Origin of the sequence: Bhargavaea massiliensis (assembly GCF_018390575.1) — a bacterium.
Lineage (GTDB): Bacteria > Bacillota > Bacilli > Bacillales_A > Planococcaceae > Bhargavaea > Bhargavaea massiliensis.
The window spans coordinates 1-17036 of sequence record NZ_JAHBCJ010000009.1 but is presented as its reverse complement, the minus strand read 5'-3'; the positions used below and the strand labels follow the sequence as shown (position 1 = coordinate 17036).

The window sequence follows — 17036 nt, the reverse complement described above, 5'->3', positions numbered from 1 at the left end:
TTTTCTCTCCCTTAGTTTTGTTATCGCGGGATGGTTACGAACCGCGCGGGGGGTAAAAAGCCCGAAGTTCAATAATATTACAGACTGGCCATGCGGGTCAATGGGGAATAATGGCGAGAGCGGTCTGTTCTTAGCGTGCGGGGCTTGAATGTTGTTTAGTATGGTTGACTCCTATAGATTAGAAAATGTCTGGATCATCAGTCGTCTTTGCGGTTCCGAAAGAGCCATTTCGGCAACCGGAAAGAAAGTGGACGTACACACCCGCTGCCGGGAGTGAATATAATGACTGACCTTTTAAATCCTATATGGAAAGAAGGAGAAAACATGAAAAAACTGTTTCTGGCGATCCTCTTTACCCTTTCTTGGCCCGCTGCGGCAATGGCCCATTCCCAAATGGAATCGTCAGTGCCTGAAGACGGGGCGACGGTAACGGAACCGCTTGAGGAAGTCAGCCTGACGTTCAGTGCGGGCATTGAGGAAGGAAGCACGTTAACCCTGACCGGAGCGGAAGGGGAAATCGGGTTTACGGAAATCATCATTGAAGGCGTCCAAATGACCGGCACACTCGCCGAGCCGCTGCCGGATGGAGAGTGGACCCTTCTCTGGAATGTCATCAGTGAAGATGGCCATCCGATCGACGGAGAACTCACTTTCGAGGCGGCTGCGGGCATTTCCGCGGACAGCCCGGCAGAAGAGGAAGCGGTCCCCGAAGAAAACACAGCCGATGAAGAAGAGGCTGAAAAGGGAACTGCCGACGAAGGGGAACAAATAGCAGAACAATCCCCTGTTGAGGAAGGGAACGACACGGACCAGCCGGAAGAAGGGAGCAGCGTTTTCCTGACAGTCGGACTGTTGGTTGCGGTGATCCTACTCCTGGGCCTGATCTTTAGGGCGTTACGCAAGAAGAAATGATGATCGTCTTCACGGCACTGTCTGATTTCTTCCTCTATATTGTGATGGCGGTCTTGGCGGGAGCCATTACGCTCAGATTCATTCCTGAAAGCCGCAGGCCGGCTGCCTGGCTGAGCAGAAGGACTGAAGCCTTGCTCGCTGCAGCGATTCCGGTGCTGGGGGCGGCTCCTGTTGTTCAGCTGACATTCCTTCTCGCACCGGAAGGATACCGGCTGCGGGGGTTTATGGACATTACGGCGGGCTTCCGTGCAGGACACAGCTTTCTTGCGCTTTCTGCAGCCGCCCTCATTCTGGCTGCGGCACTCAGGTTCGGCATGAACCGGACTATCCAGTTGCTTCTCATCCTGTCAGCGTTCGGTGCGATCGCATACGGCAGCCATTCGGCAACCATTGATGAACCGGGCGGCCTGATCGCCCATGGAATCCATCTGACGGCACTTTCGGTCTGGGCGGGTATCCTGTTTCATGCAGCGGCAAAGCCCGATACCGTTCCGGACTGGCGCGGTTTCCTTAAATGGTTCACCCCGGCCGCGGCAGGGCTGATGGCCGTCATGATCGTAACAGGAATTTTCCTGATGCTGCTCGTGATGAATGCGGGGGATTATGCAAGCTCCTGGATTCTGCCCTATGGCCAGATGCTGCTGCTCAAGCATTTGAGCATCATTCCGCTTCTTGCAGCGGCGGCGATCAACGGGTTCATTGCAAAAAAAGACCGTCCGCCTTCAGGTTGGCTCAGGACGGAAAGCTTCATGCTCCTGCTCGTGCTCTTCTTCACGGCTGTGATGAGCAAGCTGTCGCCGCCCCACGATATCGACTCGACATTCCGGTCGGAAGGGTCGGCCCCGCTTGCGGAATGGCTGTCCGGCCCTCCGGCTATGCCGATTGATGCCCGGCTTGATCTGTCTCTGGAAGGTCTCCTCTTCCTGGTGATCTCGCTGCTGCTGCTGGCGCTATTTTTTATCGGGAGCAGGCGGGATCTTCCGAAATGGCTGCCGGCCTTTTCGGGGATCGGCTTCGTCATAGCGGCGTATCTGGGCCTGATGATGATCACTTCATTTTGACCGGTTTGCGCTTCGGCTCAGCCGGTAGACTGCCGCTTCCTGGACAGGAGCTGCAGTCTTTTTTTATCTTTAAAATAATCTCCCTTTTTTAACCACGTGTGACGGCGAGGAGACTGGAAACCTTAAGGACATGCACAAAAAATGGACGTCCGGCATCATTCCTGGTGTTATGAAATGTTTGCCATTATTCAAGCCGGGTATTTAGAGGGTACGTTCAAATCTGCAGTGGAAGGAGGCGAATCGACAATGGATGAAACGCGTCATGTGGATCACGGAAAAGCGCTGATGATCAAGGCCGCGCTCGTATTTCCGGTCGTATGGATCCTGCTTTCGCTCTTTAATGATGTTTCGTTCATGGACTCTACGATCATCGCCGCCGGATTGTGGCTGATTTCCTATGCCATGGGCGACCTGATGGTCTTGCCGAAGATGGGCAATATGGCCGCGACGGCCGGAGACTTCGTTCTCAGTTTTCTGATCGTCTGGGGCGGTCTTAATCTTCTCGGCTATGATGAAGCCATGGGCGAGGCCTTGCTGACGGCAGCGATCATTACGGCAGGGGAGTATTTCTACCACTCCTGGCTGCTTCGCACCCAGTACGATGATGCACAAGTCTGATTGATAGGCCCCGGGACACCGGGGTTTTTCTTTTGAACAGATGGATACCCTGTCAAACACAAAAGAAGGAGGAACGCCAGTGAAGATGAACGTGACCCAAAAACTGATCCAGTCTCATCTCGTGTCGGGAGAGATGGTGGCGGGTGAGGAGATCGGGTTGAAGATCGATCAGACGCTCACTCAGGACGCGACCGGCACAATGGTCATGCTTGAGCTGGAAGCAATGGGTGTCGACCGCGCCAAGACGGAGGCGTCAGCACAGTACGTCGACCACAACGTGATCCAGGTCGATAACAAGAATGCCGATGACCACCTGTTCCTGAAAAGCGCGACGGAGCGGTTCGGCCTGTATTACAGCCAGCCGGGCAACGGTGTCAGCCATCCTGTCCACATGCAGCGCCTCGCAGTCCCGGGCAAAACCCTGCTCGGCTCGGACAGCCACACCTGTGCAAACGGGTGCATGGGGATGCTGGCAATGGGGGCAGGAGGACTGGACGTGGCGCTTGCCATTGCAGGTGAGCCGATTTATATCAAGATGCCTCAGGTCTGGGGCGTCCGGCTGACCGGCAAACTGCCGGACTGGGTCAGTGCAAAGGATGTCATCCTCGAGATGCTGCGCCGACACGACGTAAAGGGCGGAGTCGGGAAAATCATCGAGTACTATGGGCCCGGCCTCGACAACCTGAGTGCGATGGACCGGCATGTCATCGCGAACATGGGCGCGGAACTCGGGGCGACGACGACTGTCTTCCCGTCTGACCAGGAAGTTCGGCGCTTCCTCGGGACACAGGGCAGAGAAGATGATTGGGTGGAACTGCTCGCCGATGAAGGCGCGGAATACGACCTCCACGATGAAATCGACCTTTCTGCGCTTGAGCCTTTGATTGCCAAGCCGTCAAGCCCCGGGAATGTCGTCCCCGTAAGCGAAGTGGAAGGGACCGAAATCTATCAGTCCTATATCGGATCATCCGCAAATCCGGGTTACCGGGATTTTGCGGTCGTCGCACGGATCGTCGATGGCAAGCGGATTGCGCCGGGCGTGTCGTTCGATATTAACCCGACGTCGCGCCAGCTGCTGACAGACCTCGTAAAGGAAAGCCACATCGCCAGTCTTCTCCAGTCCGGCGCACGCCTCCATCAGGCGGGATGCAACGGCTGTATCGGGATGGGTCAGGCACCTGCGACCGGGCGCAATAGCCTCCGGACGACGCCGCGGAACTTCCCGGGGCGCTCAGGCACGCTCGAGGACAGCGTTTTCCTGTGCAGTCCGGAGACGGCTGCGGCATCCGCGCTGACCGGAGTCATCACCGATCCGCGTTCACTTGATATGCCGTATCCGACCGACATCGAAGACCCGAAGGAACCGACCGTCGATACGAAGCTGCTTGCCGAGCCTCTTCCATATGAGGAGGCGAAAAAGGTCGAGCTGTATAAGGGCCCGAATATCGCGCTTATCCCGGAAATGGACGAGTTGCAGGACGCGCTGGACATCCCGATCCTCCTGAAGATGGGGAACAATATCTCGACCGACGAAATCCTTGCAGGCGGCGCGCGAGTGTTGCCATTCCGGAGCAACCTTCCGGAAATCAGTAAGTTTCTTTTTGAAATCATAGATCCGAGCTACTATGAGCGGGCGATGGAACAGCGGAATGCCGGCGGCCACGCAATCGTCGGTGGCTATAACTACGGCCAGGGATCGAGCCGGGAGCACGCCGCACTCGCCCCGCGCTATGTCGGTCTCCGTGTCGCACTGGCAAAAGATTTTGCGCGGATCCACTGGCAGAACCTCGTGAATTTCGGCATCCTGCCGCTCACCTTCGCCAACCCGGACGATTATGATTCCCTTGAAGAGGGGGACGTCCTCCAGCTGACCGATCTGAAGGAGACCATCCCCGCGGTGAATGAGTTCTATATCGGCGTGAAGGGCACCGGTAGGAAGATCCTTGTGCGTCACGCGCTCTCCAGGCGGCAGGTGGAGGTCATGCTGAAGGGCGGCATGATCAACTGGGCCAAAGAACGCCAGGAAAAAGAGAAGAAGCGCAAAGGCGCAGACGACAAGATGGAATGTCGCGCCTGCCAGGGCACCGGCATGCGGGCCGATGAAGAAGGCTGGCAGTACGCATGTACGGTGTGCAACGGGAAAGGTTACATTGAGCCGGGTGACGAAGAAGCGCGCGTGGCTGATGTGGATGAAACCAAGCGGATACTCGATTAAATACAGGAACGCCCGCTCCAACAGGGGAGCGGGCGTTCCGTTTTACTTCTTTGATTGCCGGCCTTGTAGTGCCGTGTATTATTTCCCTTTGGCACTCCGTTCGATTCGCCAGCGCTCTTCCCTCAGTGCCTTGAGGATGCCGATCGTCATAAGAATCATGACAAAGGAGAACGGCAGGGCAGCGATGATGATCGTATTCTGGATGGCCTGGAGGCCGCCCACGTACAACAGCAGGACCGCGATGGCCGACTGGGCAACGCCCCAGATCAGCTTAATCTCGTTCGGAGGTGTCAGCGAGCCTTTTGTCGACTGCATGCCGAGGACAAAGGTCGCCGAGTCTGCCGATGTGATGAAGAATGAAGCAATCAGCAGGATGGCGATGACCGACAGGACCATGGACAGCGGAAGCTGGTCAAACATATTGAACAGGACAAGCTCTGTTGAGAATCCGCTCAGGTCCGTGCCGGAGTCCTGGACAAAGGCCGCCGTCGAACCGAACGCGGCAAACCAGAACGATACGAAAACAGTCGGGATGACAATGACGCCAATCAGGAATTCCCTGACCGTACGACCGCGCGATACACGTGCGATGAACATGCCGACAAACGGCGCCCAGGAAATCCACCATGCCCAATAAAAGATGGTCCAGCCGTCGACGAAACTGCGATTATCATCGACGAGCGGCGCAGTCCGGAAACTCATTTCAAGCAGGTTCACGAGGTACAGCCCGAATGTTTCCGTGAAGAGGTTCAGGATCATCAGGGTCGGGCCGACGACGATCACGATAATCAGCAACAGGACAGCGAGCACCATATTCGTATTGGACAGGTACTTGATCCCTTTGCTGAGGCCGGACCACGCGGATATGATAAACAGCACGGTCACAGCCACGATGATCAGGAACTGGGACATGAATCCGATTTCCAGCCCGAACAAATGATTCAGTCCCGCGTTAATTTGGACAGCACCGAAGCCGAGGGAAGTCGCAACGCCGAATGCAGTCGCGAAAACAGCGAGCACATCGACAACCACCCCCCAGGGGCCGTTCATCTTATCACCGAAAATCGGCTTCAATGTTGACGAAATTAACCCGGGTTCGTCTTTGCGGAACTGGAAAAAGGCAAGTGCCAGTGCGGTGATGCCGTACATGGCCCAAATTGGCGCCCCCCAGTGCAGGTAGGAGTAGGTCAGGCCTTCCTTCAGGGCTGCGCCGGTGCCAGGCTCTTCCGTGGCGGGGTTGATGACATAGTGGGAAAGCGGTTCGGAAGCACCGTAGAAAACGAGCCCGATTCCCATCCCGGCAGAAAACAGCATGGCCACCCACGTTGCCGTCGAAAAATCAGGCCGGTCGGTGTCCTTTCCAAGACGGATTTTTCCGTATGGGCTGATTGCGATGATGATTGCGAGAATAAGGAATGCGGCAAACAGCAACAGATAATACCAGCCGAACGACGTAGAGACAAAGGACTGGATATTGCTCGTGATCCGTTCGTATGTTTTTGGCGCGGTGACGCCGAAGATAACGGTCAGCGCAATGATGGCGACAGTAATATAAAAGACATTTGAGACTTTCTTCATGATTCCCCCTGTGAATAGTATGGCCTGACAATCAGCTTTCCACCATACCAGACTTTCAAACCAAACGCAAAGCGGATTATTTGAATTTTTTTGCCATGGCATCTGAAAAAATCGCCTGAAATCAGCAAATTGCCCGTCCCCCGGAAACAGGGATGCGGGCAGTCGGCCTTCACTTGTTGCGGATCGCCTTGCCTTTTGCGAGTTCTTCCATACGGCGGCGTTCCTGTTTTAGTGCTTTGAATGTACTGTATGTCATCAGAATCAGGATGATTGAAAATGGCAGCGCGGCAATGATGATTGTGTTCTGGATCGCCTGCAGCCCGCCGACATACAAAAGAAGGGCGGCTATGCCGGATTGGGCAATTCCCCAGATCAGCTTGACCTGGTTTGGCGGAGTCAGGGAACCGTTGGTCGACTGGATGCCGAGGACAAACGTCGCTGAATCCGCGGAAGTGATAAAGAACGAAGCGATCAGCAGGATGGCGATGCCGGACAAGATGATCGACAACGGAAGATGATCAAACACATTAAATAGAACAAGTTCTGTCGCCAACCCGCTCAGATCTGTTCCCGAATCCTGGACGTGGGCAGCCGTCGTGCCGAAGGAGGCAAACCAGAAAATAGAGAACAGCGTCGGGACGAAGATGACGACAAGCAGAAACTCGCGGATGGTGCGCCCGCGTGAAACCCTTGCGATAAACATGCCGACAAACGGCGCCCAGGAAATCCACCACGCCCAATAGAAGATCGTCCAGCCCTCAACAAAGCTGCGGTTGTCTCCGGAAAGCGGGGCGGAGCGGAAACTCAGCTGGATCAGGTTCTGGAAGTGGGTGCCGAGGGTATCCGTGAAAAGGTTGAAAATCATGAGCGTCGGACCGACAATGACCACGAAAATCAGGAGGAGCACGGCAAGCACCATATTCGTGTTCGATAAGTATTTGATTCCTTTGCTGAGTCCTGTCCAGGCAGAAATCATAAACAGCACAGTCACAACAGAGATGATTGCAAATTGCGCGGCAAATCCAACTTCCACGCCGAACAGGTGATTAAGTCCCCCGTTAATTTGTACAGCACCGAAGCCGAGGGACGAGGCGACCCCGAATGCAGTTGCAAAAACAGCAAGCACATCGACAGCAATCCCCCACGGGCCGTTCATCTTGTCGCCGAAGATCGGCTTCATTGTTGCAGAAATTAAACCGGGTTCATTTTTGCGGAATTGGAAAAATGCCAGCGCAAGCGCGGTGAGGCCGTACATGGCCCAAGGAGGAACGCCCCAGTGAAGGTAGGTTGACACGAGACTGTCTTTAAGCGCAGCTTCCGTTCCGGGTTCTTCTGTAGGCGGATTCACCACGTAATGAGTCAGCGGCTCGGCTGCCCCGTAGAAAACAAGCCCGATTCCCATGCCCGCGGAAAAAAGCATCGCGACCCACGTGACTGTCGAAAAATCAGGCCGGTCGGTGTCTTTGCCGAGCCGGATCCTGCCGTACGGGCTTAGCGCGATGATCAGTGAGATGAGTACGAATGCGGCCATGATCAGCAGGTAATACCAGCCGAAGTTCGTAAGGATAAAGGACTGGATATTGCCGGTGACCATTTCGTATTGTTCGGGCACAATAACGCCGAACAGGACAGCCATGGCAATCAGTGCGAGTGTGATGTAAAAGACGTTTGTGACTTTTTTCATGGTTCCCCCTTAAAAAGTGCGGATTAGTATGAATACAGTTACCCACCCTAACAAAATAGAAAACTGATTGCAAATGGGCTTCAGGAAAAATGAGGCACCGGATGCTCTCCTGATTATGCTATAGTCGAATCAGAATAGTGGAACAAAGGAGGAACCATGATGAATTTGCTGCCGTTTATCAGTGTGCTGATCGGCGCCATTTTATGGGGGACGACAGGGACGGCACAGTCCTATCTTCCCGAGAGCGTCCATCCGCTGACGGTTGGTGCGCTAAGGCTCGCCGGCGGCGGATTGATCCTCCTGTTTTTCGCGGTTGCCATGCGCCAGGCGAACTTCGGGGAGTGGCCGTGGCGGGCGACTTTGATCGCGGCTGTCGCGATGGCGCTGTTCCAGCCGTTTTTCTTCGGCTCGGTCCGCCTGACGGGCGTCGCGGTCGGCACGGTCACCGGCATCGGCAGTGCGCCTGTTTTTGCCGGTCTGATCGAATGGGTCATCCTGAAACGCAGGCCGACCCAAAGGTGGGCGATGGCCACAGTACTCGCCGTCGCGGGGTGTGCGCTCCTGCTTTTGACAGGTGACAACGTCACGGTCAATCCCGCCGGTGTCCTGCTTGCGCTGGGAGCGGGGCTGACGTTCGCCGTTTATTCCATGACCAGCAAGATTGTTCTGGAGTTTGCAAAGCCAGCAGCATCGGTAGGGGTCATCTTTACGATCAGTGCCTTGCTCCTGTCGCCGTTTCTCTTCATTTATCCGATGGACGGCCTCCGTTCCCAGGAAGGCATCTCGGTCATCGTCTACATTGCGATTGCTGCGACCGCGGTCGCCTATCTGCTTTTTTCATCCGGCCTGAAGGAGATCCCGGCGGCAACCGCCGTCACGCTGTCGCTCGCAGAGCCGCTCACCGCGGCGATTCTCGGCGTTGCCATCGTCGGCGAGGAACTGAACTTTTTCGCCTGGATGGGCGTCGGACTGCTTTTGGCGGGACTTATTGTCCTGACATTCGGCAGGCGCGGTGCCGATGAAACGAGAGCACCATATTTCCGGAAACAGGTCCAGGACAAAAAAGAATAATTTATCAAACGGGCAGCCGTCCTGGACGGCCGCCCGTTTTCAGCGTTCTTCCTTTTTATTGCCGCGGGGCTTCTGCTTTTTCGCGGCATCATTCTGTCCGATGACGCCCATGTCATCGATGCTGATGTCATAGCCGTAGCCGAATTCCTCGCGGTTTAGCGTGCTGCCGGGTTTGTTCTGTTGCTTCTTGTTTTTGCTCATGATGCACCTCCAATCCCAGAATGCCCGGTAAGGGAGCGCTTCATACACCGGGCCCGCCGGGCAAGGACCGGCTCCGCATTTCTTCCTTAAGAAATTCTTCATCTTTCCCCTCCTAATTTCTTCAGTTTTCCGCGGTACAATGAAATCAACGAGAAAGGGGCGGCTCGATATGCGGTACACAGTGCTCGTCGTCGACGATGATAAGGAGATCCGTGACGGCATCGAAATCTATCTTAAAAATGAAGGTTACGGCGTTCTGAAGGCGGGAGACGGGCAGGAAGCGCTCCGGCTGTTGGAGGACAATGAGGTGCATCTCATTATCCTCGACATCATGATGCCGGAAATGGACGGCATCCAGGCGACGTTCCGCATCCGGGATTCGCGGAATATCCCGATCATCATGCTGAGCGCGAAGTCCGAGGAGACGGATAAGATCCACGGGCTGTCGGTCGGGGCGGACGATTACGTGACGAAGCCATTCCACCCGATGGAACTGATGGCGCGGGTAAAATCGCAGCTCCGCCGTTATGTCCGTCTTGGCACGTACGCCGACACGGGTGGAGAAATCCGCGTGGGCGGACTGACGCTCAATCCCGATTCCAAGGAACTGCTCGTGGACGGCGAGCCTGCGAAGCTTACACCAATAGAGTTCCGCATCACTGAATTGCTCATGCAGAATGCGGGCCGTGTGTTTTCAATCAATGACATTTACGAGCGGGTGTGGAACGAACAGGCGTACAACGCTGACAACATCGTCGCTGTCCATATCCGAAAAATCCGCGAGAAAATCGAGGCGGACCCGAAAAATCCGAGATACCTGAAGGTGGTGTGGGGCATTGGCTACAAAATCGAAAAGTGATATCTGGCTGTCGCTGATAGCGCTGGCGGTTGCGGTCGCGAGCCTCATCTACTGCTCGGGCTTTATCGGTGAGTTTTTCGACAGCCGGGGCGTGGATGCGTCGGAGACAATCGCCCGGCTGCGTGATGTGCTGAAAGGGAGTGCGCTCTGATGCGTAAGAATAAGTGGACACAGGCCGTCTGGCTGTTTCTTGCCGCGTTTGTCCTGTTTTCCGTGATGGTGCTGATTGAGGCGGGGCCGCGGATCATCGGGAAAACGTATACCGAGTCGGACGATTTCCGGAACGGCCTGGATTTTTTCTACAACCAAATCGGGCCGCATGTCCTGAACCCGGTTGATCCGGAAGAGGCGAAGAAAGCAATCGGGGTGACGGAAGAGGAATTGGATGAACACCGGTACCGGTACGGGAACCTGGAAGATCAGCTGGCGTCGATCAGGGACCAGTACGAGGGCCGGATCGAGGCGGCGGAGGGTGCCGGGGAAAAAGAGAATCTCGCGGCGGAGCGTGATGAGAAACTGGAGGATATCCGCCAGAATTTCCTGGATGATGACCACGTCGCAGAAAAGGTCCGTGCCGAGAAGGGCCGGGCTATTGATGAGTATATGACAGCGCTCAGGGAAAACCGGCCATCCTTCGAGCACCATGTGCGTCACATTTACTACGAGCTGACCGACACGGCAACCGGGAAAACCTATACAAACGGTAATATCCGTGAGAAATCGGCCTACAAGCGGGATTTCAACGAGAAAAACGGCTACCTCCGGGCTTCACAGTTCACGGGGGATTTGGACTACACAGGCGAGGCGAGCAGCCTGATCCCGGATGAGGTGAAAACTTTCGAGGGAACGGTAATCGTCCCGCAGTCGGTGTTGACTGAAGCCGCGGAGCGGGGGATGGAAGATGCCGTTTACCTGAACGATGACCAGCTGGCCTGGGGGTACACCGTATTCAAAGCGGAACAGCGGTCGTACATGGGCGTATGGCTGGCCGGCATTTTGGCGTTGGCGCTCCTGCTGACGGTGTTCCGGCTCCAGCCTTCTGTCTGGACAGGAAGCGCGCTGTCAATGAAGTTGGAACGCTTCCCGATAGACGTGGTGACGGCCGCGGCGGCGGTGGCGTCGCTGATCGCGCTCGCATTCGCGGAGTATATGAAGGAAACCTTCATGAATTTCGTGCACCATACCGGCAGTTTCCTGTACTCGGAACTGACCGTGAACGCCGCATTCTTTATGATGGCCCTCGGGGTGGCCGTGTTCCTGATCCTACATGTCGTCCGCCGGTTCACCGACAGCGCCCGGATCGGGCAGGACCTGGAGCACGCCTATATCCGGAAAGCGGCGGACGATATACGGGCGTTCTTCCTGAACCGAAAGCTCGGAACGCAGGTGCTTTTCCTGCTCGTTGTCGTGTTCCTTGCGGGGCTTGGGTTCGGGGGCATTGTTTTATCGGTGCTTTCCGGGTTTGGCAGTGAAGCTGCGGTGCTTGGCGCCATCTGGCTGTTCCTTTTCTTCACGGTCGCCCTGCCGGTGCTGCTGTTCATGATCAGGAGAACCGGCTATCTGAACCGGATCATCGATGCGACCGGCCGGATGGCGTCGGGCCGCTTTACCGAGGAGGTTCCGGTCAAGGGAACCAGTGTGTTCGCGAAGCACGCATCGGACCTGAACCGGCTCCGGGAAGGCGTCCGGCTCTCGATGTCCGAACAGGCCAGGAGCGAGCGGCTAAAGACGGAGCTCATCACCAACGTCAGCCACGACCTGCGCACCCCGCTGACATCGATCATCACGTATACGGATCTTTTGAAGAAACCAGGGTTGACTGAGGAGGAGCACGCGGAATATGTGGATGTCCTCGACCGCAAATCCCAGCGGCTGAAGACGCTGATCGATGATCTGTTTGACGTCTCCAAGATGGCAACCGGCAACGTGGAGCTGAACCGCCAGCGAGTCGACCTCGGGGAACTCGTCCGGCAGGCGATCGCCGAACACGGCGAGGAAATCGCCGCATCCCCGCTCGACTTCCGAATCAGCATCGCCGACGGACCGCTCCCGGCCTCAGTCGACGGCCAAAAGTGGTGGCGCGTCATCGACAACCTCATCCAGAACGCGCTCAAGTACGCGATGCCGGGCACGCGGGTGTATGCCTCACTGGACGGGGACGATGAAAGCATCTGCTTCACCATCAAAAACGTCTCGAAATACGAACTCGGTGACAACGCGGATGAACTGTTCGAACGCTTCAAGCGCGGCGACGCTTCCCGCCACACCGAAGGCTCCGGCCTCGGCCTCGCCATCGCCCAATCGATTGTTGACCTGCACGGCGGCCGGATGACAATTGACCTGGACGGGGATCTGTTCAAGGTGACGGTTGTGGTGCCAAGGGCGTGAAGAGAGGGTATCGGGGCGAGTGCTTCGGATTCGGGCGTGAGTGCTTCCAAAGTGAAGCTCAATGACGAAACTGGTTGGGCGAATGACGAGATTGAGACTCTGAATGACGAAACCATAGTGTGGATAAAAAATCGGGAGTATTTACTCCGATGAAAAGCGCTCCTGCAGGTTGATCTGCAGGAGCGCTTTTTCCGATTGTCCAAGGACTATGGATGAGAGGTCATCAAGCCGAGTGACGAAACCGGTGGGATGAATGACGAACTGGCGCCGGGCATGCCCCGGCTTATCCGTAAATCATGAACGCTCCGATCACGAGAATCGCCAGGTCGGCGGCCATATGGATGATCCAGGAAGGCAGAATGGTGCCGTCCCGGCCGTTCACCAGCTGGAAAACCACTCCGCCTGCCCACAAACCGGCCACGGCCAGCAGGAGGATCGGCAAATCAAACCAGGGCAGGAAAATCGCAATGTGGTAAACGGCGAACAGGAGCGGCGGAACGGTGAGGCCGAGACGCGGATGCCCCCTGAACTGCGCGGGGAGCACGCCCCGGAAAAAGAATTCCTCAAGCAGTGAGTTGCCGAACAGGATATAAAGCGCGATAAACGGATAAATCGTACCGGTCACGCCGACGCGACCGGCAAGATCCTCGGTGAGCGCCTCCGCATCGATCAGGCTGCTGAGCAGAAAATACGCGGTAAATAGGACCGCCATCACACCTGCTCCCGTCCAGAGGGCAATCCGGATCCGCCTCTGATCGGTTCGCCCGAAAGCCATGAACCGCCGCACTTCTCCCCTGAAGATGAGGAGAGGGATGACGAGGAATAGAAGCATCTTCGCAACCGTCTTCCATCCGTATGAAACCGCGAGCCCCTGCTCGACCCAAAGCAGAACGACGATACCCGCCAGCGCGATGAACAGCCCCCGCTTCATTCGGCCTGCCTCCTTCATTTGTTTTCCAATAGGACGGGGGTGCAGCGAAAGGAGTTGCGGAAAATAGAAAAAGAGCTTCCGGCTCAATCCGGAAGCTCTTTTCCTTACAAAGCGGCCTGAAGCAGTGCGGGGAAATCACCGGGCAGCTCCTTCAGATAGACGATGAACATGAAAAAGAGCCAGACGAGGGCGGGGACGGCGAGACTCTTGAAGGTTGCCGGCCATCCGGGGGCAGGCCGCTTCCTGAGCAGCCGGTCGGCGATGAAGCCAAGAAGCGCCGCCGCGACGCCGTAGCCGAGAGCGATCAGTCCGAACACGGCATGCAGCACGCCGGAAATCAACGGTTCAGCGTCCGGCTTCCTCACCCGGCTTGCTAGACGCTTGGCAAGAAAGTCTGCAAACAACGAAGCCGGCACGCCGAACAAAAGGATGACCGGAAAGCTGTACAACAGGTAAACCGGGACGGTGAGCGTAAAGGCATTCAGGAAGCCGCCGGGTGTTGCCGGAAATTCCCCGAACGGATCGGGCGCTAGGAGGCCGAGCAAAACGGCGAAGGCAGCGCCTCCCAGGGAAGCGGCGATGACTTTCCTGCGGAGCGGCGCGCTAACGGCCGTCATTCCGAATCCTCAATGGACAGGCAGTTGTCGTCAAATACCGCGTGTGCCCAGGATGTCCCGTCTTCCAGCTTCACTGGCTTGGTTTGCCGGGCGCCAAGCCCTGTTCCGACTGTACTGACCGACAGGGCGACTGCCGTCGTACTTTTCCATTCCCCGGGCTGGATATCAAACCAGATGACCTCGCCGTCCTCGAATTGGCTGCCGTCCGCGTTTACCACATTTTCATCCGGAACTTTCTCGCCATTTTCGTAACGGATCAATTGGACGTGCCGGTACTGGCCGCCCGATTGCATCTCCACCGACAGGCCGCTGCCGTGGTCCGCGGCGGTTTTCGCCGCTCCGCATCCGGAAAGCAGCATCATGGCGGTGATGGATGCTGCAAGCAGCAGGTTTTTCATCTGCTTTCCCTCCTTTAGGCGCCAAAGAGTTTGATCTTTCCATTAATAGGACGCACGGTCCTCCGGTGAGTTGCGGTTACCGGCACGACACCCGGGGTAAAAGAAAAAGACCAGACCCCGGAAGGAAGAGTGTTTTATGTTCAGGAAAAAATGGCTCGATATCCCGGTCGGCTACCGGCGGCTGTTGTTTCTCAGCCTGTTGGTCATCATCCTCGTGGGACTCGGGGTCACCGGATTCATGCATTATGAAAGCCTGACCTTTTTTGATTCCCTCTGGATGACAATCATTTCGGTCATGACGATCGGCTATGGGGATATGTATCCGGTAACCGATGAAGGCCGGCGTTTTGCGCTGCTCATCGTGCCGCTCGGAGCGGGCATCGTGACATACGGGCTCGGCACTGCGGCTTCCTATCTGATCGAAAAACAATTGTCGCAGAAAGTGTGGGATAAGCAAATGGACCATGAGATCGACAAGCTGGAGGATCATATTATCGTATGCGGATTCGGCCGGGTCGCCCAGCAGGTGTACCGGGAATTGCGCGGCATGGAAGAGGAAATGAAGGTCTTGTACATACATGACAATGAAGATGAACTTCTTGAAGTGGTCGATCAGGGGACGCTCCGGCTTGTCGGTGATCCGACCGACAGGGACATCCTCGAGAAGGCAAGGGCGGACAAGGCGCGCGGCCTGATCGCCGCACTCGACAGCGACGCGGACAACGTGTTCATTACGCTGACTGCGAAAGGCATGAACGAAGAAATCGAGATTGCCGCGCGTGCCGAGAAGGAAGGTTCCGAGGAAGTATTGAAGCGTGCAGGCGCCACCCGGGTCATCAACCCGTCCAGCATCGGCGGCCGGGAGCTCGCGCTTTCCGTTGTGAGCCCGTCCGGCATCGACTACATCAACGACCTGATGATGGCCGAGAAAAAGGAATTTGTCGTCGGCGAAGTGATCCTCGGAGACCGTTGCCCGCTTGTCGGCAAGTCGGTCGAGTCATCGAAACTCCGGCGGGAATACGGGGTTACGCTGCTTGCGATCAACCGGGAAAAAGACGTGCTCAGCAATCCGGATCCTGACGAGCGGTTCGAGGCCGGGGACAAGATGATTGTCGCCGGCAACCAGGAAAGCATTGCCTCTCTGGACGGGAAAATGAACGGGACGATCGGCTGATGCGATTAAGGCCTTTTGTTACACGGGTCCTTTAGTTCATTTCCGGCACTGTAGGTTTGAATGGCTGTGTAAAAAAGGAATAGTCTATCACGCAGTGTTGTCTTCCGTCTGCCTGCTTCCGGTCCGGCTTTGTTGAGTTTCTGTAAATTTAGTTGCCTTGCGCAGGAATTTAAATGGGAATCAAGAAAAGGATAAGAGAAATCAGGCGGTTGCAGCAGACAGGGGAGACTGGGAGGGATCCGGCCGGCAGCCCGGCGATTGCCGGTGTACTGGCCATTCGGGTCCGCACATCAATCCATGGACTGACGGAGGTCATCCGGGGAAAGGAGCATGAAAGATGACAAAACACGAAAACTATCCGAACGCACGGGATTATGATCCGCAGCGCGGAGACCGCAACGAAGGTGAGCTGCCTCTGGCCGATCCGTCCGAATCCAATTCGACGGACACTTTCCGGGAAAACGAAACCGACGATACGGGCAAGGGCGAGCCATCCGCATTCGAGGGGGATGAAGGCCTGGATAAGGGCTATAACGACACCGCGCCGAACGAGCGCCGCCCCGGAAAAGAGTAAAGCAGAACCGCTGACCTGGTGAGGGCAGCGGTTTTGTGTGTTTTGGTTCAAAAAACCTGTCAGATGGGCGACAATGGAAGCAGTACATAACAAGGAGGAGTTCAGATGGCAACGATTAAACAGATGAAGTTTGCGCGTGGTTACACGCTCGGCCAGCTGTCGAAGCTGGAAGGTGCCGACTGGGACAAGCTGCACCCCGGCTTCAGCAACAACATCCGCTGGAACGCGGGCCACATTTTCGTCTCGCTCGAGAATTTTGCGAAGATGATCGCCCCGGACTTTGAAGTCGTCCACCCGGAATGGGACGGCCTCTTCAATACCGGGACCAGCCCGGACAACTGGGGTGAAGGTGTTCCTTCTAATGAAGAACTGGTGTCCGCGCTGAAGGAGCAGACCGACCGCATCGCCGGGGCGCTCGAAGGAAAGCTCGACGCCCAGATCGCCCGCCCGCTCGAGATTGCCGGCCACCACATGGACACCGGAGAAAAACTCCTGCAGTTTGCCGTCTGGCATGAAGGCGTCCATGCGGGCATCCTGAACGCTATGGCGAACCTGGCGAAGGCATAATTGGATACGTGAAAAAAGCCGCTTCCGGGCGCGAAGCGGGCCTTTTCACGTATACAAATATGCCTCCCTCACGCGCGCCCTCTCTCTTCGGGTTCCCGCACTGGCCCCCTCCTGGCCCACGTCTGCATGCAGTGGATTTTCCTCGGCGTCCCAGTGCGTGCCCGGCAACACGCGCGGTGGCGCGAGCG

General features: G+C 56.3%; 17 protein-coding genes and 1 riboswitch. Of the genes, 11 read left to right on the top strand and 6 right to left on the bottom strand.

Translation table 11 applies throughout. The features are described 5' to 3' along the window. Positions 1-5 precede the first annotated feature (5 nt). Positions 6-51: riboswitch (PreQ1 riboswitch) on the bottom strand. A gap of 273 nt (positions 52-324) precedes the next feature. The 4 genes from KHA84_RS13085 (at position 325) to KHA84_RS13070 (ending at position 4806) form a co-directional block, all read left to right on the top strand. Next, positions 325-912 (top strand): copper resistance CopC family protein, encoded by a 588-nt coding sequence (locus KHA84_RS13085; protein ID WP_213423966.1) that lies wholly within the window; start codon positions 325-327, stop codon positions 910-912. Then, positions 909-1973, top strand: a complete 1065-nt coding sequence (locus KHA84_RS13080) for a copper resistance D family protein (protein WP_213423965.1) — start codon at positions 909-911, stop codon at positions 1971-1973. The genes KHA84_RS13085 and KHA84_RS13080 overlap by 4 nt, the downstream gene beginning before the upstream one ends. Positions 1974-2219: 246 nt before the next feature. Next, positions 2220-2591, top strand: coding sequence for a DUF2512 family protein (locus KHA84_RS13075; protein ID WP_213423964.1), 372 nt, complete (start codon positions 2220-2222; stop codon positions 2589-2591). Positions 2592-2670: 79 nt separating this feature from the next. Then, positions 2671-4806, top strand: coding sequence for an aconitate hydratase (locus KHA84_RS13070; protein ID WP_213423963.1), 2136 nt, complete (start codon positions 2671-2673; stop codon positions 4804-4806). Between the two features lie 78 nt (positions 4807-4884). On the opposite strand, the gene KHA84_RS13065 is transcribed toward KHA84_RS13070, so the two are convergent. Next, positions 4885-6384: a BCCT family transporter gene (locus tag KHA84_RS13065; RefSeq protein ID WP_213423962.1), complete on the bottom strand. Its 1500-nt coding sequence runs from the start codon at positions 6382-6384 to the stop codon at positions 4885-4887. Positions 6385-6553: 169 nt separating this feature from the next. Next, positions 6554-8068: a BCCT family transporter gene (locus KHA84_RS13060; RefSeq protein ID WP_213423961.1), complete on the bottom strand. Its 1515-nt coding sequence runs from the start codon at positions 8066-8068 to the stop codon at positions 6554-6556. A gap of 159 nt (positions 8069-8227) precedes the next feature. Between KHA84_RS13060 and KHA84_RS13055 the strand changes: the two genes are divergently transcribed. After that, positions 8228-9139, top strand: coding sequence for a DMT family transporter (locus tag KHA84_RS13055; protein WP_213423960.1), 912 nt, complete (start codon positions 8228-8230; stop codon positions 9137-9139). 39 nt (positions 9140-9178) lie between these two features. On the opposite strand, the gene KHA84_RS13050 is transcribed toward KHA84_RS13055, so the two are convergent. Continuing rightward, positions 9179-9442 carry a hypothetical protein gene (locus KHA84_RS13050; RefSeq protein ID WP_213424046.1) on the bottom strand — a complete coding sequence of 88 codons (264 nt, stop codon included), beginning with the start codon at positions 9440-9442 and terminating at the stop codon, positions 9179-9181. A 67-nt stretch (positions 9443-9509) separates the two neighbouring features. Between KHA84_RS13050 and KHA84_RS13045 the strand changes: the two genes are divergently transcribed. Genes KHA84_RS13045 through KHA84_RS13035 form a run of 3 tightly spaced genes read left to right on the top strand, consistent with a single transcriptional unit; the run spans position 9510 to position 12587 of the window. Next, positions 9510-10199, top strand: a complete 690-nt coding sequence (locus tag KHA84_RS13045) for a response regulator transcription factor (protein WP_213423959.1) — start codon at positions 9510-9512, stop codon at positions 10197-10199. Further along, on the top strand, positions 10177-10350 hold the full coding sequence (locus KHA84_RS13040) for a hypothetical protein (RefSeq protein WP_213423958.1): 174 nt from the start codon (positions 10177-10179) through the stop codon (positions 10348-10350). The genes KHA84_RS13045 and KHA84_RS13040 overlap by 23 nt, the downstream gene beginning before the upstream one ends. Further along, a complete protein-coding gene (locus KHA84_RS13035; protein ID WP_213423957.1) occupies positions 10350-12587 on the top strand; it encodes a HAMP domain-containing sensor histidine kinase in 2238 nt (745 codons plus the stop codon). Before KHA84_RS13040 ends, KHA84_RS13035 begins: the two co-directional genes overlap by 1 nt. Positions 12588-12870: 283 nt before the next feature. On the opposite strand, the gene KHA84_RS13030 is transcribed toward KHA84_RS13035, so the two are convergent. From KHA84_RS13030 to KHA84_RS13020, 3 genes are all read right to left on the bottom strand, one after another. Next, positions 12871-13518, bottom strand: coding sequence for a CPBP family intramembrane glutamic endopeptidase (locus KHA84_RS13030; protein WP_213423956.1), 648 nt, complete (start codon positions 13516-13518; stop codon positions 12871-12873). Positions 13519-13622: 104 nt separating this feature from the next. After that, a complete protein-coding gene (locus KHA84_RS13025) occupies positions 13623-14135 on the bottom strand; it encodes a hypothetical protein (protein WP_213423955.1) in 513 nt (170 codons plus the stop codon). Next, the gene (locus KHA84_RS13020; RefSeq protein ID WP_213423954.1) at positions 14132-14533 is read right to left on the bottom strand and encodes a hypothetical protein; all 402 of its coding nucleotides are present in this window, start codon (positions 14531-14533) and stop codon (positions 14132-14134) included. Before KHA84_RS13020 ends, KHA84_RS13025 begins: the two co-directional genes overlap by 4 nt. A 136-nt stretch (positions 14534-14669) precedes the next feature. Between KHA84_RS13020 and KHA84_RS13015 the strand changes: the two genes are divergently transcribed. The 3 genes from KHA84_RS13015 to KHA84_RS13005 all read left to right on the top strand — a co-directional run bounded on the left by KHA84_RS13015 (position 14670) and on the right by KHA84_RS13005 (position 16848). Continuing rightward, complete coding sequence (locus KHA84_RS13015; protein WP_213423953.1) at positions 14670-15707, top strand: potassium channel family protein; 1038 nt, start codon at positions 14670-14672, stop codon at positions 15705-15707. A 337-nt stretch (positions 15708-16044) separates the two neighbouring features. Then, complete coding sequence (locus KHA84_RS13010; protein WP_213423952.1) at positions 16045-16281, top strand: hypothetical protein; 237 nt, start codon at positions 16045-16047, stop codon at positions 16279-16281. 105 nt (positions 16282-16386) lie between these two features. Further along, positions 16387-16848 carry a DinB family protein gene (locus KHA84_RS13005; protein ID WP_213423951.1) on the top strand — a complete coding sequence of 154 codons (462 nt, stop codon included), beginning with the start codon at positions 16387-16389 and terminating at the stop codon, positions 16846-16848. The last annotated feature ends 188 nt before the right edge of the window (positions 16849-17036 follow it).

Bases quoted from the DNA above. Each gene is read 5' to 3' on its own strand.
- KHA84_RS13085 (WP_213423966.1), top strand. From the start codon at position 325: ATGAAAAAACTGTTTCTGGCGATCCTCTTTACCCTTTCTTGGCCCGCT.
- KHA84_RS13080 (WP_213423965.1), top strand. From the start codon at position 909: ATGATGATCGTCTTCACGGCACTGTCTGATTTCTTCCTCTATATTGTG.
- KHA84_RS13075 (WP_213423964.1), top strand. From the start codon at position 2,220: ATGGATGAAACGCGTCATGTGGATCACGGAAAAGCGCTGATGATCAAG.
- KHA84_RS13065 (WP_213423962.1), bottom strand. From the start codon at position 6,384: ATGAAGAAAGTCTCAAATGTCTTTTATATTACTGTCGCCATCATTGCG.
- KHA84_RS13060 (WP_213423961.1), bottom strand. From the start codon at position 8,068: ATGAAAAAAGTCACAAACGTCTTTTACATCACACTCGCACTGATTGCC.
- KHA84_RS13055 (WP_213423960.1), top strand. From the start codon at position 8,228: ATGAATTTGCTGCCGTTTATCAGTGTGCTGATCGGCGCCATTTTATGG.
- KHA84_RS13050 (WP_213424046.1), bottom strand. From the start codon at position 9,442: ATGAAGAATTTCTTAAGGAAGAAATGCGGAGCCGGTCCTTGCCCGGCG.
- KHA84_RS13045 (WP_213423959.1), top strand. From the start codon at position 9,510: ATGCGGTACACAGTGCTCGTCGTCGACGATGATAAGGAGATCCGTGAC.
- KHA84_RS13035 (WP_213423957.1), top strand. From the start codon at position 10,350: ATGCGTAAGAATAAGTGGACACAGGCCGTCTGGCTGTTTCTTGCCGCG.
- KHA84_RS13030 (WP_213423956.1), bottom strand. From the start codon at position 13,518: ATGAAGCGGGGGCTGTTCATCGCGCTGGCGGGTATCGTCGTTCTGCTT.
- KHA84_RS13025 (WP_213423955.1), bottom strand. From the start codon at position 14,135: ATGACGGCCGTTAGCGCGCCGCTCCGCAGGAAAGTCATCGCCGCTTCC.
- KHA84_RS13020 (WP_213423954.1), bottom strand. From the start codon at position 14,533: ATGAAAAACCTGCTGCTTGCAGCATCCATCACCGCCATGATGCTGCTT.
- KHA84_RS13015 (WP_213423953.1), top strand. From the start codon at position 14,670: ATGTTCAGGAAAAAATGGCTCGATATCCCGGTCGGCTACCGGCGGCTG.
- KHA84_RS13010 (WP_213423952.1), top strand. From the start codon at position 16,045: ATGACAAAACACGAAAACTATCCGAACGCACGGGATTATGATCCGCAG.
- KHA84_RS13005 (WP_213423951.1), top strand. From the start codon at position 16,387: ATGGCAACGATTAAACAGATGAAGTTTGCGCGTGGTTACACGCTCGGC.